We start from the raw sequence: 20,683 nt of genomic DNA, 5'->3' as shown, positions 1-20,683 counted from the left end.
GGTCCACGGTGACGCCGACGCTCACCGGTCCGTGGCAGCGGGGCGAGGCGTTGGTGGCGCGGTTTGCCCCGCACGACTGAAGCGTTGCGGGCGTTGCCTCAGCGCCCTTTGAACACCGGCGGCCGTTTCTCGCGGAACGAGGCCACGCCCTCTTTTGCGTCCTCGCTGTTGGCCAGCCCTTTCTGCACCGCATCGAACTCGGCCATGGCGGCCAGTGGCCCCTGCTCCACCGCCTTGAGCGCATTGAGCCGCGTGGCCACCACGGCCAGCGGCGCCTGATCGGCGATCTGCGTCGCGATGCGCAGGGCCTCAATGAGTTCTTCACCAGCGGGCACCACGCGTTGCACGAAGTGCAGGCGCAGCGCTTCGGCGCTGTGAAATTCATCACCGGTCAGCAGGTGCAGCAGCGCGTTGCCCAGGCCGGCGCGCTCGGCCATGCGCAGCGTGGCGCCGCCCGTGGCCATGATGCCGCGCTTCACTTCGAGCTGAGAGAACCGGCCGTTGTCCGCGGCCACCACGATGTCGGCCGCGAGCATGAGCTCGATGCCGAGCGTGTAGGTGATGCCTTTCACCGCCACGACCATGGGCTTGGTGCGGCGGCGCCAGCCCGCGTCGCCGAGGTTGAGCGGGTCCACCAGACCGAAGGGCACGGCGTACTCGCCGCGCTGCATCAGCGGCGCGAAGGTGGGCAAGTCCAGGCCCGCGGTGAAGTGGTCGCCGTGCGCGTGCAGCACGCCCACGCGCAGCGCGGGCTCGTCGTCAAGCCGGGTGTAGGCCTCGGCGAGCGCGCGCATCATGGCTGGCGTGAAGCCGTTGCGTTTGGCCGGGCGGTCGATGCCGATCAGCAGCACGGCGCCGCGCGCCTCCGTGGTGATGCGGCCTTCGGGGGGCGTGGGGGTGGCGTTCATGGCCGCATGGTAGACAGCCACTGCCGGCCGCCCGCGTCACGCAGGCGTCAAGGCCTGCGCGGCGGTCAGCGGATGCCCTGCACGTCCAGCGGGGTCACGGCGCTGGCCTGGTGGCCCCAGCGCTGGCGGATGAAGCTGGTCACGGCGGCGATCTCGGTGTCGTTCAGCAGGGTGCGGAACGGCGGCATGCCGTAGGGCTGGGGGTGGCCGGCGGTGGCGGGCGCGAAGCCACCACCGAGCACGGCCTGCACCGCGTTGACCGGTGAGGCCAGTTGCACCGCGCGGTTGCCCGCGAGCGGGGGATAGGCCATGGCGCGGCCACCCTCGCGCGCCGCGCCCTGGCCCTGTTCGCCGTGGCAGTCCAGGCAGTGCTGCTTGTAGACCTTCTCGCCCAGTTCGAGCTGGGCCGATGGCGCGGCGGGGGCGGCCGGTGGCGGCGCCACGGGCACGGCCTGGGCCGCGAGGTATTGGCCGATGGCGCCCAGGTCGGCATCGTTCAGGTACTGGGTGCTGTTGAACACCACCTCGGCCATCGGCCCCATGGCCGAGGCGCCGGCGGTGACACCGGTTTTCAGCAGCTCCACGGTGGAGGCGCCGGGTGTCGCCGACGGCCCAGCCTCGTGCGCGGCGCGCAGCGAGGGCGCGTACCAACTGCGACCGGGCATGAGGCCGCCGTCCAGGGCACGGGCGCTGCCCACCCCGCCCAGCGCGTCGCGCGGCGAGTGGCAGGCGGCGCAGTGGCCCAGGCCCTGCACGAGGTAGGCACCCCGGTTCCACTCGGCGCTCTGCGATGTGTCGGACTGGAACGCGGCGGGCTGAAAGTACAGCTCGCGCCAGACCGCGAGCGCGGCCTGCGTGCTGTAGGGGAAGCGCAGCGCGTGCGGCCGGTTGGCCTGCGCGACCGGCGGCAGGCTGCGCAGGAAGGCGTAGAGCGCGTCGCTGTCGTCGCGGGTGATGCGCGAGAAGCTCTCGTAGGGGAACGCGGGGTAGAGCAGGCGGCCGTCGCGAGACACACCGTGCTGCATGGCGCGCCAGAAGGCGTCGGCGCTCCAGGCTGCCAGGCCGGTGGCGTCGGGCGTGAGGTTGCCCGCGAACACGGTGCCGAAGGGCGTCTCGATGCCGCGCCCACCCGCGTAGGGCTCACCACCGCGCGCGGTGTGGCAGGCGGCGCAGTTGCCGGCCCGCGCGAGGTAGGCACCGCGCGCGACCAGCGCCGGGTCGGCGGGCGCGGGCTGGACGGTCAGTGGCGGCAAGGCCTCCACGCTGAGTTGCCTCCCGATCAGCACCGCGAGCGCGATCAACAGCAGCACGGTCGCACCCAACGCGATGGCAAGCAGGCGGTGCACCGCCGTGTGGTTCACATCGCTCATCGGCGTACCTCCGCCCTGCGGGCTTCGGTGCGAGCGGGCTTGGGAGCGGCCCGGCGCCCGCAGCATTCGAATGCCTCCGCCCTGCGGGCTTCGGTGCGAGCGGGCTTGGGAGCGGCCCGGCGCCCGCTCATTTCGCCGCACTCCCGCAACGCAGGGGCAAGGGCTGGGCCGACGGCGCAACGGCGTGGGTGTCGGCGGGCAGCGGTTGCGCCGAGAGCCAGGTGGCGAGCGCGCCAACGTCGTCGGGCGTCAGGCGCTTCGCGATCTGCGCCATGCAATCGGGCGCGTGCGCGTGGCGCAGGCCGGTCTGCCAGGCGCCGAGCTGCCCGATCAGGTAGTCGCGCGGCAGGCCGAGCAGGCCGGGGATGGCGGGCTTCATGCCGGTGAGCGCGTCGCCGTGGCAACCGGCGCAGGCGGGCAGCTGGCGCGCGGGGTCGCCGCGCCGGATCAGCGCCTCGGCGCGCGCGAGCTGATCACGCGGCGCGTTGACCGTCTGCGGCGGCGGGTACGGCAGATCAAGGCTGGCGAAGTGGTTGGCGATGTCGAGCAAATAGGCGTCGGACAGGTGGTCGAGCAGGTTGGCCATGCCGGGGTTTTGGCGCCGGCCGTCGCGGAAGTGCGTGAGCTGGTTGTAGAGGTAACCCGCCGGCTTGCCCGCGATGCGCGGGAAGTAGCCGGCGTTGGTGGCGCGGCCCTCTTTGCCGTGGCACAGGGTGCAGGCCATGGTGCGCTGTGCCAGGGTGTCGGGCACGGTGCGTTGCGGCTCGGCGGCGATCACGGCGCCGTGCCAGAGCAGGGCCGCGAGGACGAGGACAATGGGGGTTCGAAGGAGGGGCATGGGCGCTTTGAAAGTACCACAGGCGCCGGGCCCATACACTGACCAGATTCCGCCTTTTCCATGCAGACCAGCCCCTTGCCCCACACCACCGCCGACCCGACCCGCTGCCCGCTGTGCGGCGGCGACAACCGCTGCGCGATGGAGGTTCAGAAGGCCAAGGGTGAACCCCAGCCGCCGTGCTGGTGCGTCACCGAAACCTTCAGCCCCGACCTGCTGGCGCGCCTGCCCGAAGCGGCCCAGGGCCAGGCCTGCATCTGCGCAAGCTGCCTCGCCCGCTTCAACACACCCGTCACCCCATGAACACCCTGCTGGCCTGGCTCGACCGTTTCCCTCTGGCATTGCTGATCGCCCTGGCGCTCTGGCTGGCGGTGGCGCCGATCGTGCCCGAGCCGCACCTGATCGAGAAGCTGCGCATGCTCAGCGCGGGCACGCTGGTGCAACCCATCGACATCTTCGACCTGCTGCTGCACACCGTGCCGCTGGCGCTGCTGGCGGTGCGCCTCTGGCGCAACGCCCGACGCAGCCGAGGCTGAGAACCACGCTCGCACGAAGCAGCGCAGGGCACCGCCGCGCCGCCCTTCGACAAGCTCAGGACGGACGGCCAGTGCGCCTTGCAGGCCGCAGCGCGGCGGGGGTGCTCCCTAATTCACCGCAAACGCCAGCACCAGGGCGCCCAGGGCCAGCAAGCCCAGCGCGCCGATGAACACGTTTTCGCCCCAGGCCTCGAAACGTGAACCGCCGTCGTGCACGCGCATCGAGGCGAACGAGAGCACCGCACTGACGAGGAACACCAGCGCGTCCACCGCCAGCAGTTTGTCGACCACCACCCGCCCGGCGCTGAAGGGGCTGAGCAGGCTGATGTAGAGCGCCGTCAGGCAGACCCCGATCATGGTGGCCGAGGTCGGCAGGATGTGGGCCGACAGCCCGCTGGCGCGCCGAGCCTCGCCAGCGCTGCCCTCCGCGCGCGATGCGACCCTCATCCGAGGCGCACCGGCACGAAGATGGTGTCGCCGTCGCGCCGGATCAGCAGCGCCACCGACTTGGCCGACTTCGCCACCGCCGCCCGGACCTGATCCACGCTCTGCACCGGCGTGCCGTTGACCGCCATCAGCAGGTCACCCGGCTGCACGCCGGCCAGCGCCGCCGGCCCGCCCACGTCCTCCACCACCAGGCCCGAGCCGACCCCGGCCTCGCGCTTCTCCTGTGGTTGCAGCGGGCGCAGCGCCAGACCGAGCCGGCCCTGGCCCACGCCGCTGTCGGCCTGCGCCACCGCGGCCTTCTTGTCGCTGGCGTCGCCCAGCTTCGCGGAGAGCGTCTCGGTCCGACCCTGGCGCCAGACCTCCAGCGACACCTGGCTGCCCGGGGTGGACTGGCCGATCAGCGCCGGCAGGTCGCCCGAGGCCACGATGCGCTGGCCGTTCACCTGGCGGATCACGTCGCCCGACTTCAGCCCCGCCTTGTCGGCAGGCCCGCCCGGTTCGACGCTGGAGACCAGCGCGCCTTCGGGCCGGTCGAGCTTGAACGAGTCGGCCAGGGTCTGGTTCACCTCCTGCACCGACACGCCCAGACGCGCGTGGCTGGCCTTGCCGGTGGCCACGATCTGGTCCTTCACCTGGCTGGCGAGGTCGATGGGGATGGCGAACGACAGGCCCTGGTAACCACCGGACTGACTGTAGATCTGCGAGTTGATGCCCACCACCTCGCCACGGCTGTTGAACAGCGGGCCGCCCGAGTTGCCAGGGTTGACCGCCACGTCGGTCTGCAGGAAGGGCACGAAGCTGTCGTCGGGCAGCGAGCGGCCCTTGGCGCTGACCACGCCGGCGCTCACGCTGTTCTCGAAGCCGAAGGGCGAGCCGATGGCCAGCACCCACTCGCCCACCTTGAGGTCGCGCGCACTGCCCAGCGGCACGGTGGGCAGGTCCTTGGCGTCGATCTTCAACACGGCCACGTCGGTCTTGGGGTCCGAGCCCAGCACCTTGGCCTTGAACTCGCGCCGGTCGGTGAGCTTGACGATGACCTCGCTGGCGTCGCGCACGACGTGGGCGTTGGTGAGGATCAGGCCGTCGGCACTGACGACGAAGCCCGAGCCCTGGCCACGCACCGGGGTGTCACGCTGGCCTCGCATGCCACCACCCTGGCCCTGGAAGCGGCGGAAAAACTCAAAGAACGGATCGTTCGGGTCGATGCCGGGTGGCAGACCCTGTGCTGCGGCGGCCTCTTCGCCCTCGGCGGACGCCTTGCGCACGCCGCTGACACTGATGTTGACCACGGCCGGCCCATAGCGTTCGGTGATGCGAGAAAAATCGGGCGCGCCCTGCAGGCTGGCCGGCTGGGCCACGCTGGCCGTGGCCGGTGCGCTGGCCGACGCTGCCGCCCGTGCGGGGCCGCCAGCCATGTAGGTGGCCCCGGCGCCGCCGAGCAAGCCGGCGGTGAGCAGGGCGAGGACGAGGCGGGTGGGAGAGAGGGTGCGGGTGTTCATGTGTGCTCCTTGTGAAGCCATGGGTTGGCGATGGCGTCACTGTCGGAGCAAACACTTAGACCGGGCTTAAGCAACACGGCTGGCGGGTTTTGTCTTGTCGTCCATCTGACGTGCTCAGGCACCGCCTCCCTGTAGAAGCACCTCGCGTGCTGCGGCAGGCGCTGCCCGGCGGGGGCTCATCCGGGGTGGTCGGCTGCGCCGACTTCGCTGTGTCCGCCCGTCTGGGGCCGGCGCGGCCAAACTCGCGCCTTTCGCTGCGCTCTCTCTGCTCAAACAGTGGCCGCGAGCCAGTCTTTGAGGCGCGCACTGGCGCGCCCGGCCCCAGACGGGCGCACACAGCCACCCCGGAAAATCGCTCCCTCCGGACAGCGCCTGCCGCAGCATGAAGCGATGAGCACTCTACCGGTGGCGCGCCAACACCATTGTTTGCCAAGGCGTGTGCGCTCCGGCCGCAGCGCGCCTTGTGAGGCGCCGAGAAGCGCAGGGGCCGTGGCCGCGCGCGCAGCGCGCTTCGTCAACTGATTCGTCGCCATGTCTGAGCGGAGAGAGCGAAGTGAACGCAGCGAGTTTGGCGACGGGGCCACGGCCGCGAGCATCGCAGGGCAGTCGGTGCGAAGCGCCGGCCGCCTCACTCAAGCGCTGCGGCCCGAGCGCGCACGCCTTGGCACGCGAGGTGCCACGAACGAAATACACCGCAGCCTACCTGTTCGCCCCAGGATGAAACACCACCTGCACACGCAAACCACCCAGCGACGGCGAAGCGTCCAGCCGAAGCGTGGCACCGTGCAGATCGGCCACCGCCTTGACGATGGCCAGGCCCAGGCCGCTGCCCGACGAAGGTGCATCGGGCAGGCGGACAAAACGGTCCAGCACGCGCTCGCGTTCGGCCTCGGGAATGCCCGGCCCGCTGTCTTCCACGCCGAGCGCCAAGGTGTCCGCATCGGCCCGCAGCGACACATCAATCCGCCCGCCTTCGGGCGTGTACTTGACGGCGTTCTCCAGCAGGTTGCGCACGAGGATGCGCAACGCCTCGGCGTGCCCACTCACCCGCGCGGCGTCGGCCCGGACGAGACCCATGTCGATGCGACGCGCCTGGGCCGCGGGCGCCACATCGGCCACGGCCAGGCGCACCAGTTCGTCCAGCGCCACGGGCTCGCTCCGTTCGCCCGACGCCGCGCGGGCCTGCTGGCGCGCCAGCACCAACAGTTGTTCGATCAGCCGTGTGGCGCGGTCGATGCCCGCACCCAGGCGCTCCAGCGCGCGCTCGCGCGTGGCGTCGTCGGGCGCGCGCTGCAGGCCCTGCACCTGCAGCTTGAGCGCGGCCAGCGGCGAGCGCAGCTCGTGCGCGGCGTCGGCCACGAAACGCTGCTGCGCGTCAAACGCCAGGGCCACACGGCGCAGCAGGCCGTTGAATTCGTGCACCAGCGGGCGCACCTCGTCGGGCAGACCGGTCTCGGCGACCTCGGTCAGGTCGTCGGCCTGGCGCTCGGCCACCTGGCGCTGCACGCGCGCGACGGGCGCCAGCGAGCGGCTGACGACCCAGCCCACCAGCCCCATGAGCAGCGGCGCCAGCAGCAGGATGGGCAGCGCCGTGCGCAGCGCCAGCGAACCCGCCATGCGCTGGCGCACCGACATGTCCTGCGCGACCTGGATCACGAAACTGCGCGCCTGCAGCGAGTACACGCGGTAGCGCGTGCCGTGCGCGCCCACGTCGTCAAACCCGATCACCGCGCGCTGCGGCAGCTCGGCGCGCGCGGCCGACTCGAACACCCGCACACCGTCCAGCGTCCAGATCTGCAGCACGAAGTCGAAGTCCTGCTCCTCGGCGGGCAGCGGGATCACGCCGGTCGCCAGCGCCTGTGGCAGGCCGGCGCGCAGCGACAGCGCGGTCTGCTGCATGTGGTAATCGAAGATCTGGTCGGCCTCGGCGCGCGCCGCCCGGTAGGCCAGCGCCGCCTGCAACACCGCCGTGGCCAGGATCGCCAGCAGAACGAAGACCAGCAGCCGGGCGCGCAAGGAAGTCATCGGAAGACCCCATGTTCATGAGCACCATCCGGCGCGATGTGCCCTCGCCCAGAAGTGCCGTGGAACCGGCTTTGCCGGGCCACAGGCACCGTCCCCCGGGGGGGCTGAGGGCCGCGGCTCCGAGCCTGCCTGCGCAGGCTTGGACAGCCCGAAGAGGCATCGGCTCTGACGATGACGCGGCCTGCAAGGCGAGCCGAAGCGGCGCAGGGGGCCGTCATATCTTCGGCACCAGATAGCCCACACCGCGCACGTTCTGGATGATGTCCGGCCCGAGCTTCCTGCGCAGGCCGTGGATGTAGACCTCGACCGCATTGGAGCTGACCTCGTCTTTCCAGCTGTAGAGCTTCTCTTCCAGCTGCGCCCGAGAGAGCACCCGGCCGGGCCGCGCGAGCAGGGGTTCGAGCACCGCCCATTCGCGCGCCGACAGCACCACCGGCTGGCCGTTCACCGTGACCTCGCGCGTGGCCGGGTCGATGCTCACGCCCTGGTGCTCGTACACCGGCTCGGCGCGCCCGGCGGCGCGGCGCAGCAGGGCGCGGATGCGCGCGAGCAGCTCGTCCAGGTCATAGGGCTTGAGCACGTAGTCGTCGGCGCCGGCGTCCAGCCCCTCGATGCGCTGCTGCACCGAGTCGCGCGCGGTGGCGATCAGCACCGGCAGGCGGTTCTTGCGCGCGCGCAGCGCCCGCAGCACGGAGAGGCCGTCGCGCTTGGGCAGGCCCAGGTCGAGCAGCAGCAGGTCGTAGTCCTGGGTGGCGAGCGCCGCGTCGGCCATGTCGCCGTCCTTCACCCAGTCCACCGCGTAGTGTTCGGCGCGCAGCAGATCGAGCACGGACTCGCCGATCATGGTGTCGTCTTCAACCAGCAGCAGTCGCATGGAGGGTTCTTTCCGTGGGGAGGGCTTCGCCGCCCTCCGGGTCATTCTGCCAGCGCGCCCTGCGCTTTTCTTAGGTGACTCTTAGGCAATTCGCTGGCCACGCCCCACGTCAAACCCTGCCCGCGCGGTTATCGTTGCGGCATCTTCAGCCCCGCGCCATGACCCAGCCCCCCGACCACTCCCTCCCTGCCCTTCGCGCACGCTACGGCGAGCGCTACCGCTGGCTGCTGCTGCTCTCGGTGATGGTCGGCACCATGGCCTCGATCATGTCGTCCACCATCATCAATGTGGCCATCCCCGACATGAGCCAGCACTTCACGCTGGGCCAGGAGCGCGCGCAGTGGGTCACCTCGGGGTTCATGGTTGCGATGACGGTGTCGATGCTGACCACGCCCTGGCTGCTCGCGCGCTACGGCTACCGGCACACCTACTCGGGCTGCATGTGGCTGCTGCTGGCGGGTGGCATCGCCGGCGGCTTCGCCAATGACTTCCCGCTGGTGCTGGCCGCGCGCGTGGCCGAGGGCCTGGCGGCAGGTGTGGTGCAGCCCATCCCGGCCATCATCATCCTGCGCGCCTTCGAACCGAACGAGCAGGGCCGCGCCAGCGGCATCTTCGGCATGGGCGTGGTGCTGGCACCCGCCATCGGGCCGTCCATCGGCGGCCTGCTGGTCGACGGGTTCGGCTGGCGATCCATTTTCTTCATGGTGGTGCCGTTCTGCCTGGCCTCGCTGTACCTGGCCCGGCGATTCGTACCCATCACTTCGCCCGGCGGCGGGGCGGCCAACCCCCAGGGCTCGGCGCTTGACTGGCGCGGCCTGCTGCTGGCGGCGGTCGGCACGCTGTGCCTGCTCAACGGCCTGGTGGCGCTGCAAGGCGGCACGCCCGCGGGCGCCGCCAGCCTGCTGGGGTCGGCCGCCGTTTCGCTGCTGCTGTTCGTGTGGCTGCAACGGCGCACGCTCAAGGCCCGGCGGCGCCACCCGGACCAGGGTGTGGACCCGCTGATGAACCTCTCGCTGTTCGCCGACCGGCGCTTTGCGATGGGCAGCATCGTCGCTTTCATCTACGGCATCGCGCTGTTCGGCTCGACCTACCTGCTGCCGGTCTACATGCAGATGGGGCTGGGGCTCTCGCCGTCCTACGTGGGCAGCATCCTGCTGCCGGCCGGGATGGTGCTGGCCGTGACCATCGCCATCGTCGGCCGCCTGACCGACCGCCAGCCCACGCACCGGCTGGTGAGCATCGGGCTGGTGCTGCTGACCGCGTCGTTCGCGCTCATGGTCACCATCGACCCCGGCCGCCCCACGCAGGTCATCTCCTTGCTGGTGACCTGGGCCATTCTCGGGCGCATCGGGCTGGGCTTCATCCTGCCCTCGCTCAACATCGGCGCCATGCGCGGGCTGGAGCAAGGCCTGATTCCGCAGGGGTCGAGCGTCATCAACTTCCTGCGCATGCTCGGCGGCGCGGCGGGCGTGAGCCTGTGCGGCATCGTGCTGGAGTGGCGGCTGGCCGCGCACGGCGTGGTGCTGACGACCCCGGGCGACATCCAGGCCCGCATCGCGGCCTTTGACGAGACCTTCCTGATGCTGGCCTGCATCTGCGCGCTCGCGCTGATCGCGGCCTGGCGGGTGCGCGAGGAACGCTGACGCGGGTCAGGTCGTGCGCTCGAAGGGCTCGACCCGCCCGTGCACGAAATACAGCTTGCGGACCACCGTGTCCGACAACACGAACGGGTAAAAATCGGGCAGCCCCATGCTGCGCGACAGCTCGTTGAGCACGGCCGTCAGCCGGGTCCAGGCGTTGAGCATGGCGAGAAACACATCAAACTCGGGCGCGGGTTCTTCCTGCAGCACCGAAGGCAGGTAGTGCAAGGCGTCCACGTCGACCTCGTCCGGTGCCATGCCGAAGCTCACCGCCGTGTCCAGCGTGTCGCGCATGTGCAGGTAGTGCGCCCAGGTCTCGGCCCAGTCTTCCCACGGGTGGGCGCTGGCGTAGCTCGAAATGTAGGCGCTGGCCCAGCCGGTTGGCGCCCCTTGCTGGTAGTGCGCGTTCAGCGCGCCGACGTAGTCTTGCCGCTCGTCACCGAACAGCTTGCGAAACCCCTGCAGACAAGGGTCGTCGCGGATCAGACGGTCCCAGAAATGGTGCCCCACCTCGTGGCGGTAGTGCCCGAGCAGCGTCCGGTAGGGCTCGCGCATCTGGCTGCGGACCTGCTCGCGGTAGGCGTCGTCGGCCTCGGCCAGGTTCAGGGTGATCACGCCCTGGGCGTGCCCCGTCAACACCGGCGCCTGCCCCGGAAGCGACGCCAGGGTGTCGAACACCAGCCCACCCGGACCGCCGTCCTGCGACGGCGGTTCCACCGGCAGGCCGAGCCCGATCAGCTGCGACACCAGGCGCCGCCGCGCCAGCTCGACCTTGCGCCAGGGTTCGTGGTTCTGGTCGAGACCGAGATCCGGGATGACGCGGTTGAGCCGGCAGGCCACGCAGGAGAAAACCGCGGCGGCACCCTCTGCCGAGCCGTTGTCGCGCACCAGCCAGTTGCACAGGGCGGGCGTGTCGATCTGGGCGCATCGCCGGTAGCGCTGCTGGGGAGCGTCCCCATTCCCTGAGCTCGGCTGCGTGACCGCGCACCACACCCCGGGTTCGGCATCGGGCTCGATGGCCAGCACCTGGCCCAGCCAGGGGTCGAAGCCCAGCGCCCGCCCACACTGCAGGCAGGTGTTGTTGCGGAAAAAAACCTGGGCGCCGCAGGTGCAGCGGTAGGCCCGCGCGGTGCTGGGGTGCAGGCGCAAGGCAGGGGAAGCCGGAGGGGTCATGGGGCCTGAGGTGAGAACAATGCCCGCATGTTCGTCCCAAAAGCGGTCTCCGGGGCGCGGGTCGGCCCAAATCCCGCGATTTCGGGGCCGAGGTTGTGACAAGATGATGTCCATGTGCCAACTGCTCGGCCTCAACTGCGCCACACCCACCGACGCCTCGTTCAGTTTCACCGGCTTCTGCCAGCGCGGTGGCGCCACCGACCACCATGCCGACGGCTGGGGCATCGCCTTCTTCGAAGGCCGCGGGCTGCGCCTCTTCATCGACCACGACAGCGCGGCCAATTCCCGCATGGCCGAGTTCCTGCGCAGCTACCCGCTCAAGAGCAAGAACATCCTGGCCCACGTGCGCAAGGCGACCATCGGCGAGGTGATGCTGGAGAACGCCCATCCCTTCACGCGCGAGCTGTGGGGCCGGCACTGGGTGTTCGCCCACAACGGCGACCTGAAAGACTATTTCCCCAAGCTGCATGGCGCGTTCCACCCGGTGGGCACCACCGACAGCGAGCGCGCGTTTTGCTGGCTGATGCAGGAGCTGGCCAAATCACACGCCAGCCTGCCCAGCGTCGCCGAACTCACGCACACGCTGCGCGAGCTGATCCCGCAGATCACCGCGTTCGGCACCGCCAACTTCCTGCTCTCCAACGGCGAAGCCATGTGGGCGCACTGCAGCACCAAGCTGCACTACCTGGTGCGCCAGCACCCATTTGCACAGGCCACGCTGATGGACCACGACTGGACGGTGAACTTCGCCGACCTCAACCAGCCCGGCGACCGCGCGGCCGTGATCGTGACCACGCCACTGACCCGCAACGAGCAGTGGACAGCGTTTGAACCGGGTGAACTCAAGGTGTTCGTGGACGGGTTGCCGGTGGAGGTGGAGCGGAGCGCGGCATGAACGCCCGGCTTCCCCAGGTCATGGCCGGCGTGGTCGTGCTCAAGCTGTTTTCCCGGGCAGCGGCCCACTGAAGCACCGCCCCGGCGGGGGCGTGCTCAGAGCACCTTGAACAGCTTTTCGCGCAGCTCCGGCAGGCGCTTGGCGCCCATGCTGTGGTTCGACATGCTGCTCTCCCAGGCGAGGTAGACCTCGCGCAACTGCCCCGTGGTCTGGGCACGGGAGATGTCGCTCACCAGCGTGATGCGCATGTTCTGGCCAATGATGGAATTGACCGAATTGACCATGAAGTTGCGCGCCATTTCATTGTCTTTCGCTTCGCGCGCATCGGCGGGCGGCAGACCGGCGAGTGCCTCCGCGACGGCCGCCACGGCCGTGTGATCGCTCTTGGCCCTGGTCGACGGTTCGATGGCCGACCCCTGCACGGGTTCCACGGCCTCCACACAGTCGAGCGCGAGCAGCTGACCGAGCACATCGACGATGTCGGCGCTGCCCGACAGGAAAACGCCCAGCTCGCTGCCCGTGCGCTTGCCGTCGGTCAGCACCAGCGTGCGGCGCACCAGCGGCGACAGGCCCAGCGAACGGGTCTGGATCTCCTGTTGACCGAGAGCGGTTTTGGCAAAGATGGTCGTGGTCAGGTCCAGGGTATCGAGCATGGGAGGTCACAAAAAAGTGGGGAACCCCCCACCCTATTGCTTGTACCGCAGCCCGGCGAACACCACAAGGCGGGCTTGCCCGACCCGCCCCCGAAAACACATCTTTCGACTGACAATGCGATCCCCCCGTGGCCTGCGGGCAAGCCCTGCCGTGGTTCGCACACGACAGGACGCCGGCATGCCCCTCAGCGGACCTGCCGGCCCGCCGCCCGGCTGCGCTCGCGCAGCATGAAGAGGTACAGCCCTTCCACCTTCTCGCGCGCCCAGGGTGTCTTGCGCAGAAAGCGCAGGCTGGAGCCCACGCTCGGGTCCACGTTGAAACAGCGCACCGGAATGCGCTGACCCAGCTCTTCCCAACCATAGTGGTCGGCCAGCGCGGTGACGATGGCCTCCAGCGTCAGACCGTGCAGCGGGTTGCGCGCTTGCTTGGGCGGAGCCTTGGGTTTCTCGGCTTCGGGGGGATCAACCGGTTGATCGCTCATGCCTGGACCTTGAGCGCTTGCTCGAGTGCATCCACAAACATCGCCGGCACATCGAACCCGGTCTGGTCGGTGATTTCCTGGAAACAGGTCGGGCTGGTGACGTTGATCTCGGTCACGCTGTTGCCGATCATGTCCAAGCCCACCAGCAACAGGCCGCGCGCGGCCAGCGTGGGCGCGATGGCCTCGGCCACGGCGCGGTTCTCGTCAGACAGCGGCTGCGCCACGCCCTTGCCACCGGCGGCGAGGTTGCCACGCACCTCGTTGCCCTGCGGGATGCGCGCCAGCACGAAGGGCGCGACCTGGCCACCGATCAGCAGCAGGCGCTTGTCGCCCGCCACGATCTCGGGCAGGTAGCGCTGCACCATCACGCTGGTGGCGCCGCCCTGGTTGAGCGTCTCGATGATGGAGCCGAGGTTCATGCCGTCGGGTCCGACGCGGAAGATGCCCATGCCCCCCATGCCGTCGAGCGGCTTGAGGATCACGTCCCGGTGCTCGGCGTGGAAGGCGCGGATGTCATCGGCCGCGCGCGTCACCAGCGTGGGTGGCGCGAACCGCGCGAACTCCATGAGCGCGAGTTTTTCCGGGTGGTCGCGCAGTGCGCGCGGGCTGTTGAACACGCGCGCACCTTCGCGCTCGGCCTGCTCCAGCAGGTGGGTGGCGTAGAAGAACTCGCTGTCGAATGGCGGGTCTTTGCGCATCAGCACGGCGTCGAAGCCGTGCACCGGCTCGATGGCCTCGCGGGTGACGTCGAACCACGCGTCGGCGTCGCCCGTGAGGGTGATGTGGCGCACCTGGGCCGTCACCGGCTGGCCACTGCGCCAGGCCATGAGCTGCGGCTCGGTCGCGGCGATGGTGTGGCCGCGCTTCTGCAGCTCGCGCATCATGGCGAAGGTGGTGTCTTTGTAGATCTTGAAAGACGCCAGCGGGTCGGCAACGAAGAGGATGTTCATGGGGCTTGTTCAGGAGGCTTTGCGGGCAGCCCCGTACTGTTGCACAAACAGCGCAAGCGCGCCGGCGACCACGCCCCAGAAGGCCGAGCCGATGCCGGCAATGACCACGCCGCTGAGCGTGACGAGGAAGGTGATGAGCGCGGCCTCGCGGTGGGCGTCGTCGCGCAGCGCCGTGTGAAGGCCCCCGCCAATGGTGCCCAGCAAGGCCAGACCCGCGATCGCCAGCACCAGCTCCTTCGGGAACGCCAGCAACAGGCCGGTGACCGCTGCGCCCACCAGACCGATGGCGACGTAGATCAGGCCGCAGGCCACGGCGGCGGTGTAGCGCTTGGTCTTGTCGGGGTGGGCTTCTTCGCCCATGCAGATGGCGGCGGTGATGGCGCTGAGGTTGAGCGCGAAGGCGCCAAACGGGGCCAGCACCAGCGTGGCCACGCCGGTCATGGTGATGATCTTCGAGACCGGCATCTGATAGCCCGCCGCGCGGACAGCCGCCACGCCGGGCAGGTTCTGCGAGGCCATGGTGACGATGAACAGTGGCAGCGCCAGGCTGACGAAGGCGCTGAAGGTGAACTCGGGCGCCGTGAACACCGGCCGCGCCCATTCGAGCACCAGCGCCCCGGCATTGAACTGGCCATTGACCACCACATGCGCCACCGCCGCCAGCAAGGTCAGTGGCACCGCGTAGCGCGGCAACAGGCGACGACCCAGCAGATACACCAGCAGCATCAGCACCACCAACGGCAGGGCCGTCTGCGCCGCGGCAAAGGCCTGCAGGCCAAATCGCGCCAGCACACCCGCGAGCAGCGCCGAGGCAATGGCCATCGGGATGCGGTTCATCAGCCGCTCGAACAGGCCGGTCGCGCCGGCCAGGATGATGAGCACAGCGCAGGCCATGAAGGCCCCCACCGCCTGCGCCATGGAGAAGCCCCCGGCCAGACCGGCGGTGGCCAGCACGGCGGCGCCGGGCGTGCTCCAGGCCACCATCACCGGCTGTTTCAGGATCAGCGAAGGAATGGCCGAACACAGGCCCATGCCCAGCCCCAGCGCCCACATCCACGAGGTGATCTGCTCGGGCGTGGCACCAAAGGCCTGTGCGGCCTGGAAGACGATGGCGACCGAGCTGGTGAAGCCCACCAGCACCGCCACGAAACCGGCCGTGGCGGCCGAGAGGTTGAGGTCACGGAAAAAAGACATCGGGGGATTGTGCCGGTGAGCCGAGCGCCCCGAACCGACAGGGACTCTCCGGAGCAAGTGCCTGAACCGTGGATGCGGTGGAACCGGCTTCGCCGGGCCACTCGCATCGCCCCTTGAGGGGCGGAGCGGTTACGCGAAGCGAACAAGCGACGGGGGTGGTCCTAAATCTCCAGCTTCGAGCCCAGCTCGATCACCGCGTTGTTCGGCAGGTTCAGGAACTCGGCCGCCGCGCCGGCGTTGTGGTGCATCTGGGCAAACAGCTTTTCGCGCCACAGCGACATGCCCTGGCCCAGCTTGGGCACCACCAGGTCGCGCGAGAGGAAGTAGCTGGTCAGCATCGGTTCCAGCTCGCAGCCGCGACCGCTCATGAGCTGCAGCGCCTTGGGCACGTCGGGATCGTTCTTGAAACCGTAGTGGATCACCACCTGCCAGCAGTCGTGCCCCAGCGGTTCCACCGCCAGGCGCTTGTCCAGACCGATCCAGGGCACCTCGTGGCTGCGCACCGTGACGAACAGGTTCTGGGCGTGAAGCACCTTGTTGTGCTTGAGGTTGTGCAACAAGGCATTGGGCACCGTGCCCGTCTCACCGGTCAGGAACACGGCGGTGCCGGCCACGCGGGTGGGCGGGTCCATGAACACGGCGTCCAGAAAGCTGTCGAGTTCGATGGCGTCGGCCTGCTGGGCCTGGGCCATGAGGACCCGCCCCTGCTTCCAGGTCATCATGAGCATGAACACCACGCCGCCGATCAGCAGCGGGAACCAGCCGCCCGCAAACAGCTTGAGCAGGTTGGAGCTGAAGAAGGCCAGGTCCACCACGAAGAAGAACCCGGTCGCCAGCAGGCACAGCCAGAGCGGGTATTTCCAGCCAAAGCGGATCACGAAGAATGTCAGCACCGTGGTGATGAGCATGTCCAGCGTGACGGCGATGCCGTAGGCGGCCGCCAGGTTGCTGGACGACTTGAACATCACCACCGCCAGCACGATGGCCACGAACAGGCCCCAGTTGACGAAGGGGATGTAGATCTGGCCGGTGTCGCGCACGCTGGTGTGCAGCAGGTTCAGTCGCGGCAGGTAGCCCAGCTGCACGGCCTGTTTGGTGACGCTGAACGCACCGGAGATCAGGGCCTGCGAGGCGATCACCGTGGCCATGGTCGCCAGCCCCACCAGCGGCAGCAGGGCCCAGTCGGGCGCCATGTTGAAGAAGGGGTTCTTGACCGCTTCGGGGTTCTCCAGCAGCAGCGCGCCCTGTCCGAAGTAGTTCAGCGTCAGGCAGGGCATGACCACCGAAAACCAGGCCAGGCGGATCGGCTTTTTGCCGAAGTGGCCCATGTCGGCGTAGAGCGCCTCACCGCCCGTCACGCACAGCACCACGGCGCCCAGGATGATGAAGGTGGTGCCGGGCTGCTCCCAGATGAAGCGCAGGGCGTGGTGCGGGCTGAGCGCGGCCAGGATTTCGGGGTGGCCCACGATGTGCACCACACCGAGCGCCGCGATGGTGAGAAACCACAACACCGTGATCGGACCAAAAAACTTGCCGATGCCACCGGTGCCGCGCTTCTGCACGAAAAACAGGCCGAACAGCACCACCAGCGTGATCGGCACCACGTACTGCTTGAACGCGGGCGAGATGACCTCCAGGCCTTCCACTGCCGAGAGCACCGAAATCGCCGGGGTGATGACACCGTCGCCATAAAACAGCGAGGTGCCGAAGATGCCGATCGCCAGCAGCCACTTGCGCAGCTCGGGCCGGTCTTTCACGGCCTGCGAGGCCAGCGCCAGCATGGCGATCAGGCCGCCCTCGCCCGCGTTGTCGGCGCGCAGCACCAGCACGACGTACTTGAGGGACACGATGACCGTCAGCGTCCAGAAAACGATGGACAGCACCCCATACACGTTGTCATGGGTGAAGGGGACATGGCCGGACCCGAAGATCTCTTTGATGGCGTACAGCACGCTGGTGCCGATATCGCCATACACCACACCGATGGCGCCCAGGGTGAGCGCAGCAAGCGAAGATTTGCTGGAGGACAAAAAACCACCCGACCCGGCTGGGGATCAGGTCCGTTGTCTGGAAGCTCGCGATTCTGCGCCCGCAGCACCCGCTCCGCCAGTGGGGCGATGTGCCTAAATGAGACGCTCCGGCGGGTTTGTTGCACTGCAACAACTTTACTGGGGAGAAGTCATGTCCCCTGCCACATTGCGAACATGAACCCGTCCGGCGAGGCGTGCGTGCGATCAGGATGCGGTGGAGCCGGCTCCGCCGGGCCACTCGCATCGTCCCCTTGAGGGGGTGACGCGCCGCAGGCGCGGCGCGGGGGTGGGCCTATTCGTAAACCTCTGCGTCCGGGTCGGTCGCTTCCAGCTCGTAGCTCGCCGCCAGCATCGCCAGGCGGCCGATGACGCCGTACATGTAGAAGCGGTTGGGCACGCTGGCACCCGGTTTCACGCCGGGCTGCGGCAGCTGCGCGCTTTGTTCGAACGCCAGCGGCACGAAGCTCGACCCTGGCGCGTTGAGGCTTTCGTCGGTGCCCCGGTCGGCGTGCACGCGGTAAAACCCGCCCACCACGTAGCGGTCCATCATGTAGACCACGGGCTCGGCCACGGCGGCGTTGATGCGCTCGTTGGTCAGCACGCCTTCCTGGATGATGACCTCGCCCACCGGCTGGCTCCCCACGGCCTTGGCCCGGGCCTTGAACCATGCGTCGTCCAGGTCCTTGGCGTCGCGCACCGTGAGCTGGCCCAGCGCCGCGTTGCCGTTGTCGGCCTTGATGACGACAAACGGTTTCTCGTTGATGCCGTATTCCTTGTATTTGCGGCGGATCTTGCCCAGCAGCGCGTCGGTGTTGCTGCGCAGGCACTCCAGCCCGGTGGCTTCGGCGAAATTCACCTCGCCACACTGGTTGAACATCGGGTTGATCAGCCAGTGGTCCATGCCCAGCAGCTTGCCGAAGCGCTTGGACACCTCTTCGTAGGCCTTGAAATGGTTGCTCTTGCGGCGGATGCCCCACCCCGCGTGCAAGGGCGGCAGCAGGTACTGCTCGTGCAGGTCTTCCAGGATGCCGGGTGCGCCCGCGCTCAGGTCGTTGTTGAGCAGGATGGTGCAGGGGTCGAAGTGCTTGAGGCCAAGGCGGCGTTTGCTGCGGATCAGCGGCTCCAGCGTGATGGACTCACCGCCTGGCAGGTCGATGGTGGTGGGGGCCTTGATGTCGTTGGACAACGAGCCCAGGCGCACGTTCAGGCCGGCCTGGTAGAAGATGCGCTGCAGCTGGCGCAGGTTGCCGAGGTAAAACACATCGGTGCTGCTCTCGGGCACCAGCAGCAGGTTCTTGGCCTCGGGGCAGATCTTCTCGATGGCGGCCATGGCCGCCTGCACCGCCAGCGGCATCATCTCGGGCGTGAGGTGGTTCCAGCCGCCGGGATAGAGGTTGGTGTCCACGGGCGCGAGCTTGAAACCGGCGTTGCGCACGTCCACCGAGCTGTAGAACGGCGGCGTGTGCTCCATCCACTCCAGCCGGAACCAGCGCTCGATCACGGGCGTGGATTCGAGGATGCGCTGTTCGAGTTCGTTGATGGGGCCAGTGAGGGCGGTGACGAGATGCGGAACCATAAGATTTAGACGCCCCCCGCGCCGCCTGCGGCGTCACCCCCCACTGGGGGGCGTCAGCAGCGGCCCGGCGAAGCCGGTTCCGCGCTGACCTGGACGCTCGGGCGATGCGTTTGGGCGAGAGATGGGGGTTGTTGGAAAAGCCGCTAGCGTTGGAAGTATGGGGCCGAAAGCCGGGCTTGCAAGCCCGCCTCAGGCCCGAATTTCGCCTTCGCCCAGCACCACGTATTTCAAGGACGTGAGGCCTTCGACGCCGACCGGACCACGGGCATGGAACTTGTCGGTCGAGATGCCGATTTCGGCCCCCAGCCCGTACTCGAACCCGTCAGCGAAGCGGGTGCTCGCATTCACCATCACGCTGGCCGAATCGACCTCGCGCAGGAAGCGTTGGGCGTGCATGTGGTCGGTGGTGAGGATGGCGTCGGTGTGGTGGCTGCTGTAGCGGTTGATGTGGGCGATGGCTTCGTCCAGGCCGTCAACGATCTTGACGCTGATCACCGGCGCGAGGTATTCCTCGCTCCAGTCCTGCTCGCTGGCGGCCATCACGGTGGCGCCCGGCACGGCCGCCAGGATGGCCATGGCCTCGGGGCAGCCGCGCATTTCCACGCCCTTGGCGGCGTACACGGCGCCGATCTTCGGCAGAAAATCGGCCGCCACGCCGCGCGCCACCAGCAGGCTTTCGGTGGCGTTGCAGGGGCTGTACTTTTGCGTCTTGGCGTTGTCGGCCACCTTCACCGCCATGGCGATGTCGCAGGGGTCGTCCACGTAGGTGTGGCAATTGCCGTCCAGGTGTTTGATGACGGGCACCTTGGCCTCGGCGCTGATGCGCTCGATCAGGCCCTTGCCGCCGCGCGGGATGATCACGTCCACGTACTGCGGCATGGTGATGAGCTGGCCCACGGCGGCGCGGTCGGTGGTGGGCACGAGCTGCACCGCGTCGGTCGGCAGGCCGGCGGCGGCAAGCGCCTGCTGCACCAGCGCGGCCAGGGCGCGGTTGGAGTCGATGGCCTCGGAGCCGCCGCGCAGGATGCAGGCGTTGCCGCTCTTGATGCTCAGGCTGGCGGCCTCGATGGTCACGTTCGGGCGGCTCTCGTAGATCATGCCGAACACGCCGATGGGCACGCGCATCTGGCCCACGCGGATGCCGCTGGGCATCTGCTTCAGGCCCGAGATTTCACCCATGATGTCGGCCATTGCGGCCAGCTGCTCGCAGCCTTCGGCGCAGGTCTCGATGACCTTGGGTGTGAGCTTGAGGCGGTCCACCATCGGCTCGCTCAACCCGGCGGCGCGGGCGCGCTCCAGGTCTTTGGCGTTCTCGGTCTGCAGGCCCTCCACGTTGGCGCGCAGCAGCGCGGCGAGCGAGCGCAGCGCCTTGAGCTTGGTCGCCGCGCTGGCCTTGGCCATCAGCGCCGAGGCGGCCTTGGCCTGGCTGCCCAGCGTGTTCATGAGTTCGGTGGTGTTGGTCGCGTTCATGGCGCGATTTTCGCAGAGCGGCCCGCGCTTGGGGAGGCGGGGGCATTCAGGGGCGGCCCTGGCAACGCGCGTGACAACCGGGCGCGCCGAACCGGTGCACCATCACGGCCCCGCTTCCCCACCGTG

At 68.9% G+C, this 20,683-nt stretch carries 19 protein-coding genes; 4 read left to right on the top strand and 15 right to left on the bottom strand.

Annotation, left to right across the window (positions count from 1 at the left end; genetic code table 11):
• Positions 1 to 98 precede the first annotated feature (98 nt).
• The 3 genes from IM738_RS24160 to IM738_RS24150 form a co-directional block, all read right to left on the bottom strand.
• The gene (locus IM738_RS24160) at positions 99 to 908 is read right to left on the bottom strand and encodes a crotonase/enoyl-CoA hydratase family protein (RefSeq protein WP_236963556.1); all 810 of its coding nucleotides are present in this window, start codon (positions 906 to 908) and stop codon (positions 99 to 101) included.
• 65 nt (positions 909 to 973) lie between these two features.
• Positions 974 to 2,278 (bottom strand): cytochrome c, encoded by a 1,305-nt coding sequence (locus IM738_RS24155; protein WP_236963555.1) that lies wholly within the window; start codon positions 2,276 to 2,278, stop codon positions 974 to 976.
• A 127-nt stretch (positions 2,279 to 2,405) separates the two neighbouring features.
• Positions 2,406 to 3,116: a c-type cytochrome gene (locus tag IM738_RS24150; RefSeq protein WP_442908465.1), complete on the bottom strand. Its 711-nt coding sequence runs from the start codon at positions 3,114 to 3,116 to the stop codon at positions 2,406 to 2,408.
• A 60-nt stretch (positions 3,117 to 3,176) separates the two neighbouring features.
• Between IM738_RS24150 and IM738_RS24145 the strand changes: the two genes are divergently transcribed.
• Both IM738_RS24145 and IM738_RS24140 read left to right on the top strand, forming a co-directional pair.
• A complete protein-coding gene (locus tag IM738_RS24145) occupies positions 3,177 to 3,416 on the top strand; it encodes a cysteine-rich CWC family protein (protein WP_236963554.1) in 240 nt (79 codons plus the stop codon).
• On the top strand, positions 3,413 to 3,649 hold the full coding sequence (locus IM738_RS24140) for a hypothetical protein (protein ID WP_236963553.1): 237 nt from the start codon (positions 3,413 to 3,415) through the stop codon (positions 3,647 to 3,649). Before IM738_RS24145 ends, IM738_RS24140 begins: the two co-directional genes overlap by 4 nt.
• 108 nt (positions 3,650 to 3,757) lie before the next feature.
• Here the strand turns inward: IM738_RS24140 and IM738_RS24135 are convergent, their stop codons facing one another.
• The 4 genes from IM738_RS24135 to IM738_RS24120 form a co-directional block, all read right to left on the bottom strand.
• Positions 3,758 to 4,096, bottom strand: a complete 339-nt coding sequence (locus tag IM738_RS24135) for a hypothetical protein (RefSeq protein ID WP_236963552.1) — start codon at positions 4,094 to 4,096, stop codon at positions 3,758 to 3,760.
• A complete protein-coding gene (locus IM738_RS24130; RefSeq protein ID WP_236963551.1) occupies positions 4,093 to 5,595 on the bottom strand; it encodes a DegQ family serine endoprotease in 1,503 nt (500 codons plus the stop codon). The genes IM738_RS24135 and IM738_RS24130 overlap by 4 nt, the downstream gene beginning before the upstream one ends.
• 699 nt (positions 5,596 to 6,294) lie before the next feature.
• Positions 6,295 to 7,620, bottom strand: coding sequence for an ATP-binding protein (locus IM738_RS24125; RefSeq protein ID WP_236963550.1), 1,326 nt, complete (start codon positions 7,618 to 7,620; stop codon positions 6,295 to 6,297).
• 214 nt (positions 7,621 to 7,834) lie between these two features.
• A complete protein-coding gene (locus tag IM738_RS24120; protein ID WP_236963549.1) occupies positions 7,835 to 8,494 on the bottom strand; it encodes a response regulator in 660 nt (219 codons plus the stop codon).
• Positions 8,495 to 8,652: 158 nt separating this feature from the next.
• On the opposite strand from IM738_RS24120, the gene IM738_RS24115 reads away from it, so the two are divergent.
• Positions 8,653 to 10,137 carry an MFS transporter gene (locus IM738_RS24115; protein ID WP_236963548.1) on the top strand — a complete coding sequence of 495 codons (1,485 nt, stop codon included), beginning with the start codon at positions 8,653 to 8,655 and terminating at the stop codon, positions 10,135 to 10,137.
• A 6-nt stretch (positions 10,138 to 10,143) separates the two neighbouring features.
• Here IM738_RS24115 and IM738_RS24110 read toward each other — a convergent pair whose 3' ends face one another.
• Positions 10,144 to 11,307 (bottom strand): zinc-binding metallopeptidase family protein, encoded by a 1,164-nt coding sequence (locus IM738_RS24110; protein ID WP_236963547.1) that lies wholly within the window; start codon positions 11,305 to 11,307, stop codon positions 10,144 to 10,146.
• A 112-nt stretch (positions 11,308 to 11,419) separates the two neighbouring features.
• Between IM738_RS24110 and IM738_RS24105 the strand changes: the two genes are divergently transcribed.
• A complete protein-coding gene (locus IM738_RS24105) occupies positions 11,420 to 12,202 on the top strand; it encodes a class II glutamine amidotransferase (protein WP_236963546.1) in 783 nt (260 codons plus the stop codon).
• Positions 12,203 to 12,297: 95 nt separating this feature from the next.
• On the opposite strand, the gene IM738_RS24100 is transcribed toward IM738_RS24105, so the two are convergent.
• The 7 genes from IM738_RS24100 to IM738_RS24070 form a co-directional block, all read right to left on the bottom strand.
• Complete coding sequence (locus IM738_RS24100; RefSeq protein WP_236963545.1) at positions 12,298 to 12,855, bottom strand: hypothetical protein; 558 nt, start codon at positions 12,853 to 12,855, stop codon at positions 12,298 to 12,300.
• Between the two features lie 185 nt (positions 12,856 to 13,040).
• Positions 13,041 to 13,337 carry a VF530 family DNA-binding protein gene (locus IM738_RS24095; RefSeq protein ID WP_236963544.1) on the bottom strand — a complete coding sequence of 99 codons (297 nt, stop codon included), beginning with the start codon at positions 13,335 to 13,337 and terminating at the stop codon, positions 13,041 to 13,043.
• On the bottom strand, positions 13,334 to 14,287 hold the full coding sequence (gene gshB / locus IM738_RS24090; RefSeq protein WP_236963543.1) for a glutathione synthase: 954 nt from the start codon (positions 14,285 to 14,287) through the stop codon (positions 13,334 to 13,336). Before gshB ends, IM738_RS24095 begins: the two co-directional genes overlap by 4 nt.
• A gap of 9 nt (positions 14,288 to 14,296) precedes the next feature.
• Positions 14,297 to 15,481 (bottom strand): benzoate/H(+) symporter BenE family transporter, encoded by a 1,185-nt coding sequence (locus IM738_RS24085; protein ID WP_236963542.1) that lies wholly within the window; start codon positions 15,479 to 15,481, stop codon positions 14,297 to 14,299.
• Positions 15,482 to 15,642: 161 nt separating this feature from the next.
• A complete protein-coding gene (locus tag IM738_RS24080) occupies positions 15,643 to 17,511 on the bottom strand; it encodes a potassium transporter Kup (protein ID WP_236963541.1) in 1,869 nt (622 codons plus the stop codon).
• 292 nt (positions 17,512 to 17,803) lie between these two features.
• Positions 17,804 to 19,087: a glutamate--cysteine ligase gene (gshA, locus tag IM738_RS24075; RefSeq protein WP_236963540.1), complete on the bottom strand. Its 1,284-nt coding sequence runs from the start codon at positions 19,085 to 19,087 to the stop codon at positions 17,804 to 17,806.
• Positions 19,088 to 19,276: 189 nt separating this feature from the next.
• Positions 19,277 to 20,557: a glutamate-5-semialdehyde dehydrogenase gene (locus IM738_RS24070; protein WP_236963539.1), complete on the bottom strand. Its 1,281-nt coding sequence runs from the start codon at positions 20,555 to 20,557 to the stop codon at positions 19,277 to 19,279.
• Between the last annotated feature and the right edge of the window lie 126 nt (positions 20,558 to 20,683).

The sequence above is a fragment of the Hydrogenophaga sp. SL48 genome, from assembly GCF_021729865.1.
GTDB lineage: Bacteria > Pseudomonadota > Gammaproteobacteria > Burkholderiales > Burkholderiaceae_C > Hydrogenophaga.
The sequence above is the reverse complement of the archived record's forward strand: the minus strand, read 5'-3'. Positions and strand labels throughout refer to the sequence as shown.

What these genes read in the sequence shown, in the direction of transcription:
- gshB (WP_236963543.1), bottom strand. Translation starts at nt 14,287, where the DNA reads ATGAACATCCTCTTCGTTGCCGACCCGCTGGCGTCTTTCAAGATCTAC.
- IM738_RS24135 (WP_236963552.1), bottom strand. Translation starts at nt 4,096, where the DNA reads ATGAGGGTCGCATCGCGCGCGGAGGGCAGCGCTGGCGAGGCTCGGCGC.
- IM738_RS24150 (WP_442908465.1), bottom strand. Translation starts at nt 3,116, where the DNA reads ATGCCCCTCCTTCGAACCCCCATTGTCCTCGTCCTCGCGGCCCTGCTC.
- IM738_RS24085 (WP_236963542.1), bottom strand. Translation starts at nt 15,481, where the DNA reads ATGTCTTTTTTCCGTGACCTCAACCTCTCGGCCGCCACGGCCGGTTTC.
- IM738_RS24145 (WP_236963554.1), top strand. Translation starts at nt 3,177, where the DNA reads ATGCAGACCAGCCCCTTGCCCCACACCACCGCCGACCCGACCCGCTGC.
- IM738_RS24110 (WP_236963547.1), bottom strand. Translation starts at nt 11,307, where the DNA reads ATGACCCCTCCGGCTTCCCCTGCCTTGCGCCTGCACCCCAGCACCGCG.
- IM738_RS24120 (WP_236963549.1), bottom strand. Translation starts at nt 8,494, where the DNA reads ATGCGACTGCTGCTGGTTGAAGACGACACCATGATCGGCGAGTCCGTG.
- gshA (WP_236963540.1), bottom strand. Translation starts at nt 19,087, where the DNA reads ATGGTTCCGCATCTCGTCACCGCCCTCACTGGCCCCATCAACGAACTC.
- IM738_RS24105 (WP_236963546.1), top strand. Translation starts at nt 11,420, where the DNA reads ATGTGCCAACTGCTCGGCCTCAACTGCGCCACACCCACCGACGCCTCG.
- IM738_RS24070 (WP_236963539.1), bottom strand. Translation starts at nt 20,557, where the DNA reads ATGAACGCGACCAACACCACCGAACTCATGAACACGCTGGGCAGCCAG.
- IM738_RS24115 (WP_236963548.1), top strand. Translation starts at nt 8,653, where the DNA reads ATGACCCAGCCCCCCGACCACTCCCTCCCTGCCCTTCGCGCACGCTAC.
- IM738_RS24125 (WP_236963550.1), bottom strand. Translation starts at nt 7,620, where the DNA reads ATGACTTCCTTGCGCGCCCGGCTGCTGGTCTTCGTTCTGCTGGCGATC.
- IM738_RS24140 (WP_236963553.1), top strand. Translation starts at nt 3,413, where the DNA reads ATGAACACCCTGCTGGCCTGGCTCGACCGTTTCCCTCTGGCATTGCTG.
- IM738_RS24100 (WP_236963545.1), bottom strand. Translation starts at nt 12,855, where the DNA reads ATGCTCGATACCCTGGACCTGACCACGACCATCTTTGCCAAAACCGCT.
- IM738_RS24155 (WP_236963555.1), bottom strand. Translation starts at nt 2,278, where the DNA reads ATGAGCGATGTGAACCACACGGCGGTGCACCGCCTGCTTGCCATCGCG.
- IM738_RS24130 (WP_236963551.1), bottom strand. Translation starts at nt 5,595, where the DNA reads ATGAACACCCGCACCCTCTCTCCCACCCGCCTCGTCCTCGCCCTGCTC.
- IM738_RS24095 (WP_236963544.1), bottom strand. Translation starts at nt 13,337, where the DNA reads ATGAGCGATCAACCGGTTGATCCCCCCGAAGCCGAGAAACCCAAGGCT.
- IM738_RS24160 (WP_236963556.1), bottom strand. Translation starts at nt 908, where the DNA reads ATGAACGCCACCCCCACGCCCCCCGAAGGCCGCATCACCACGGAGGCG.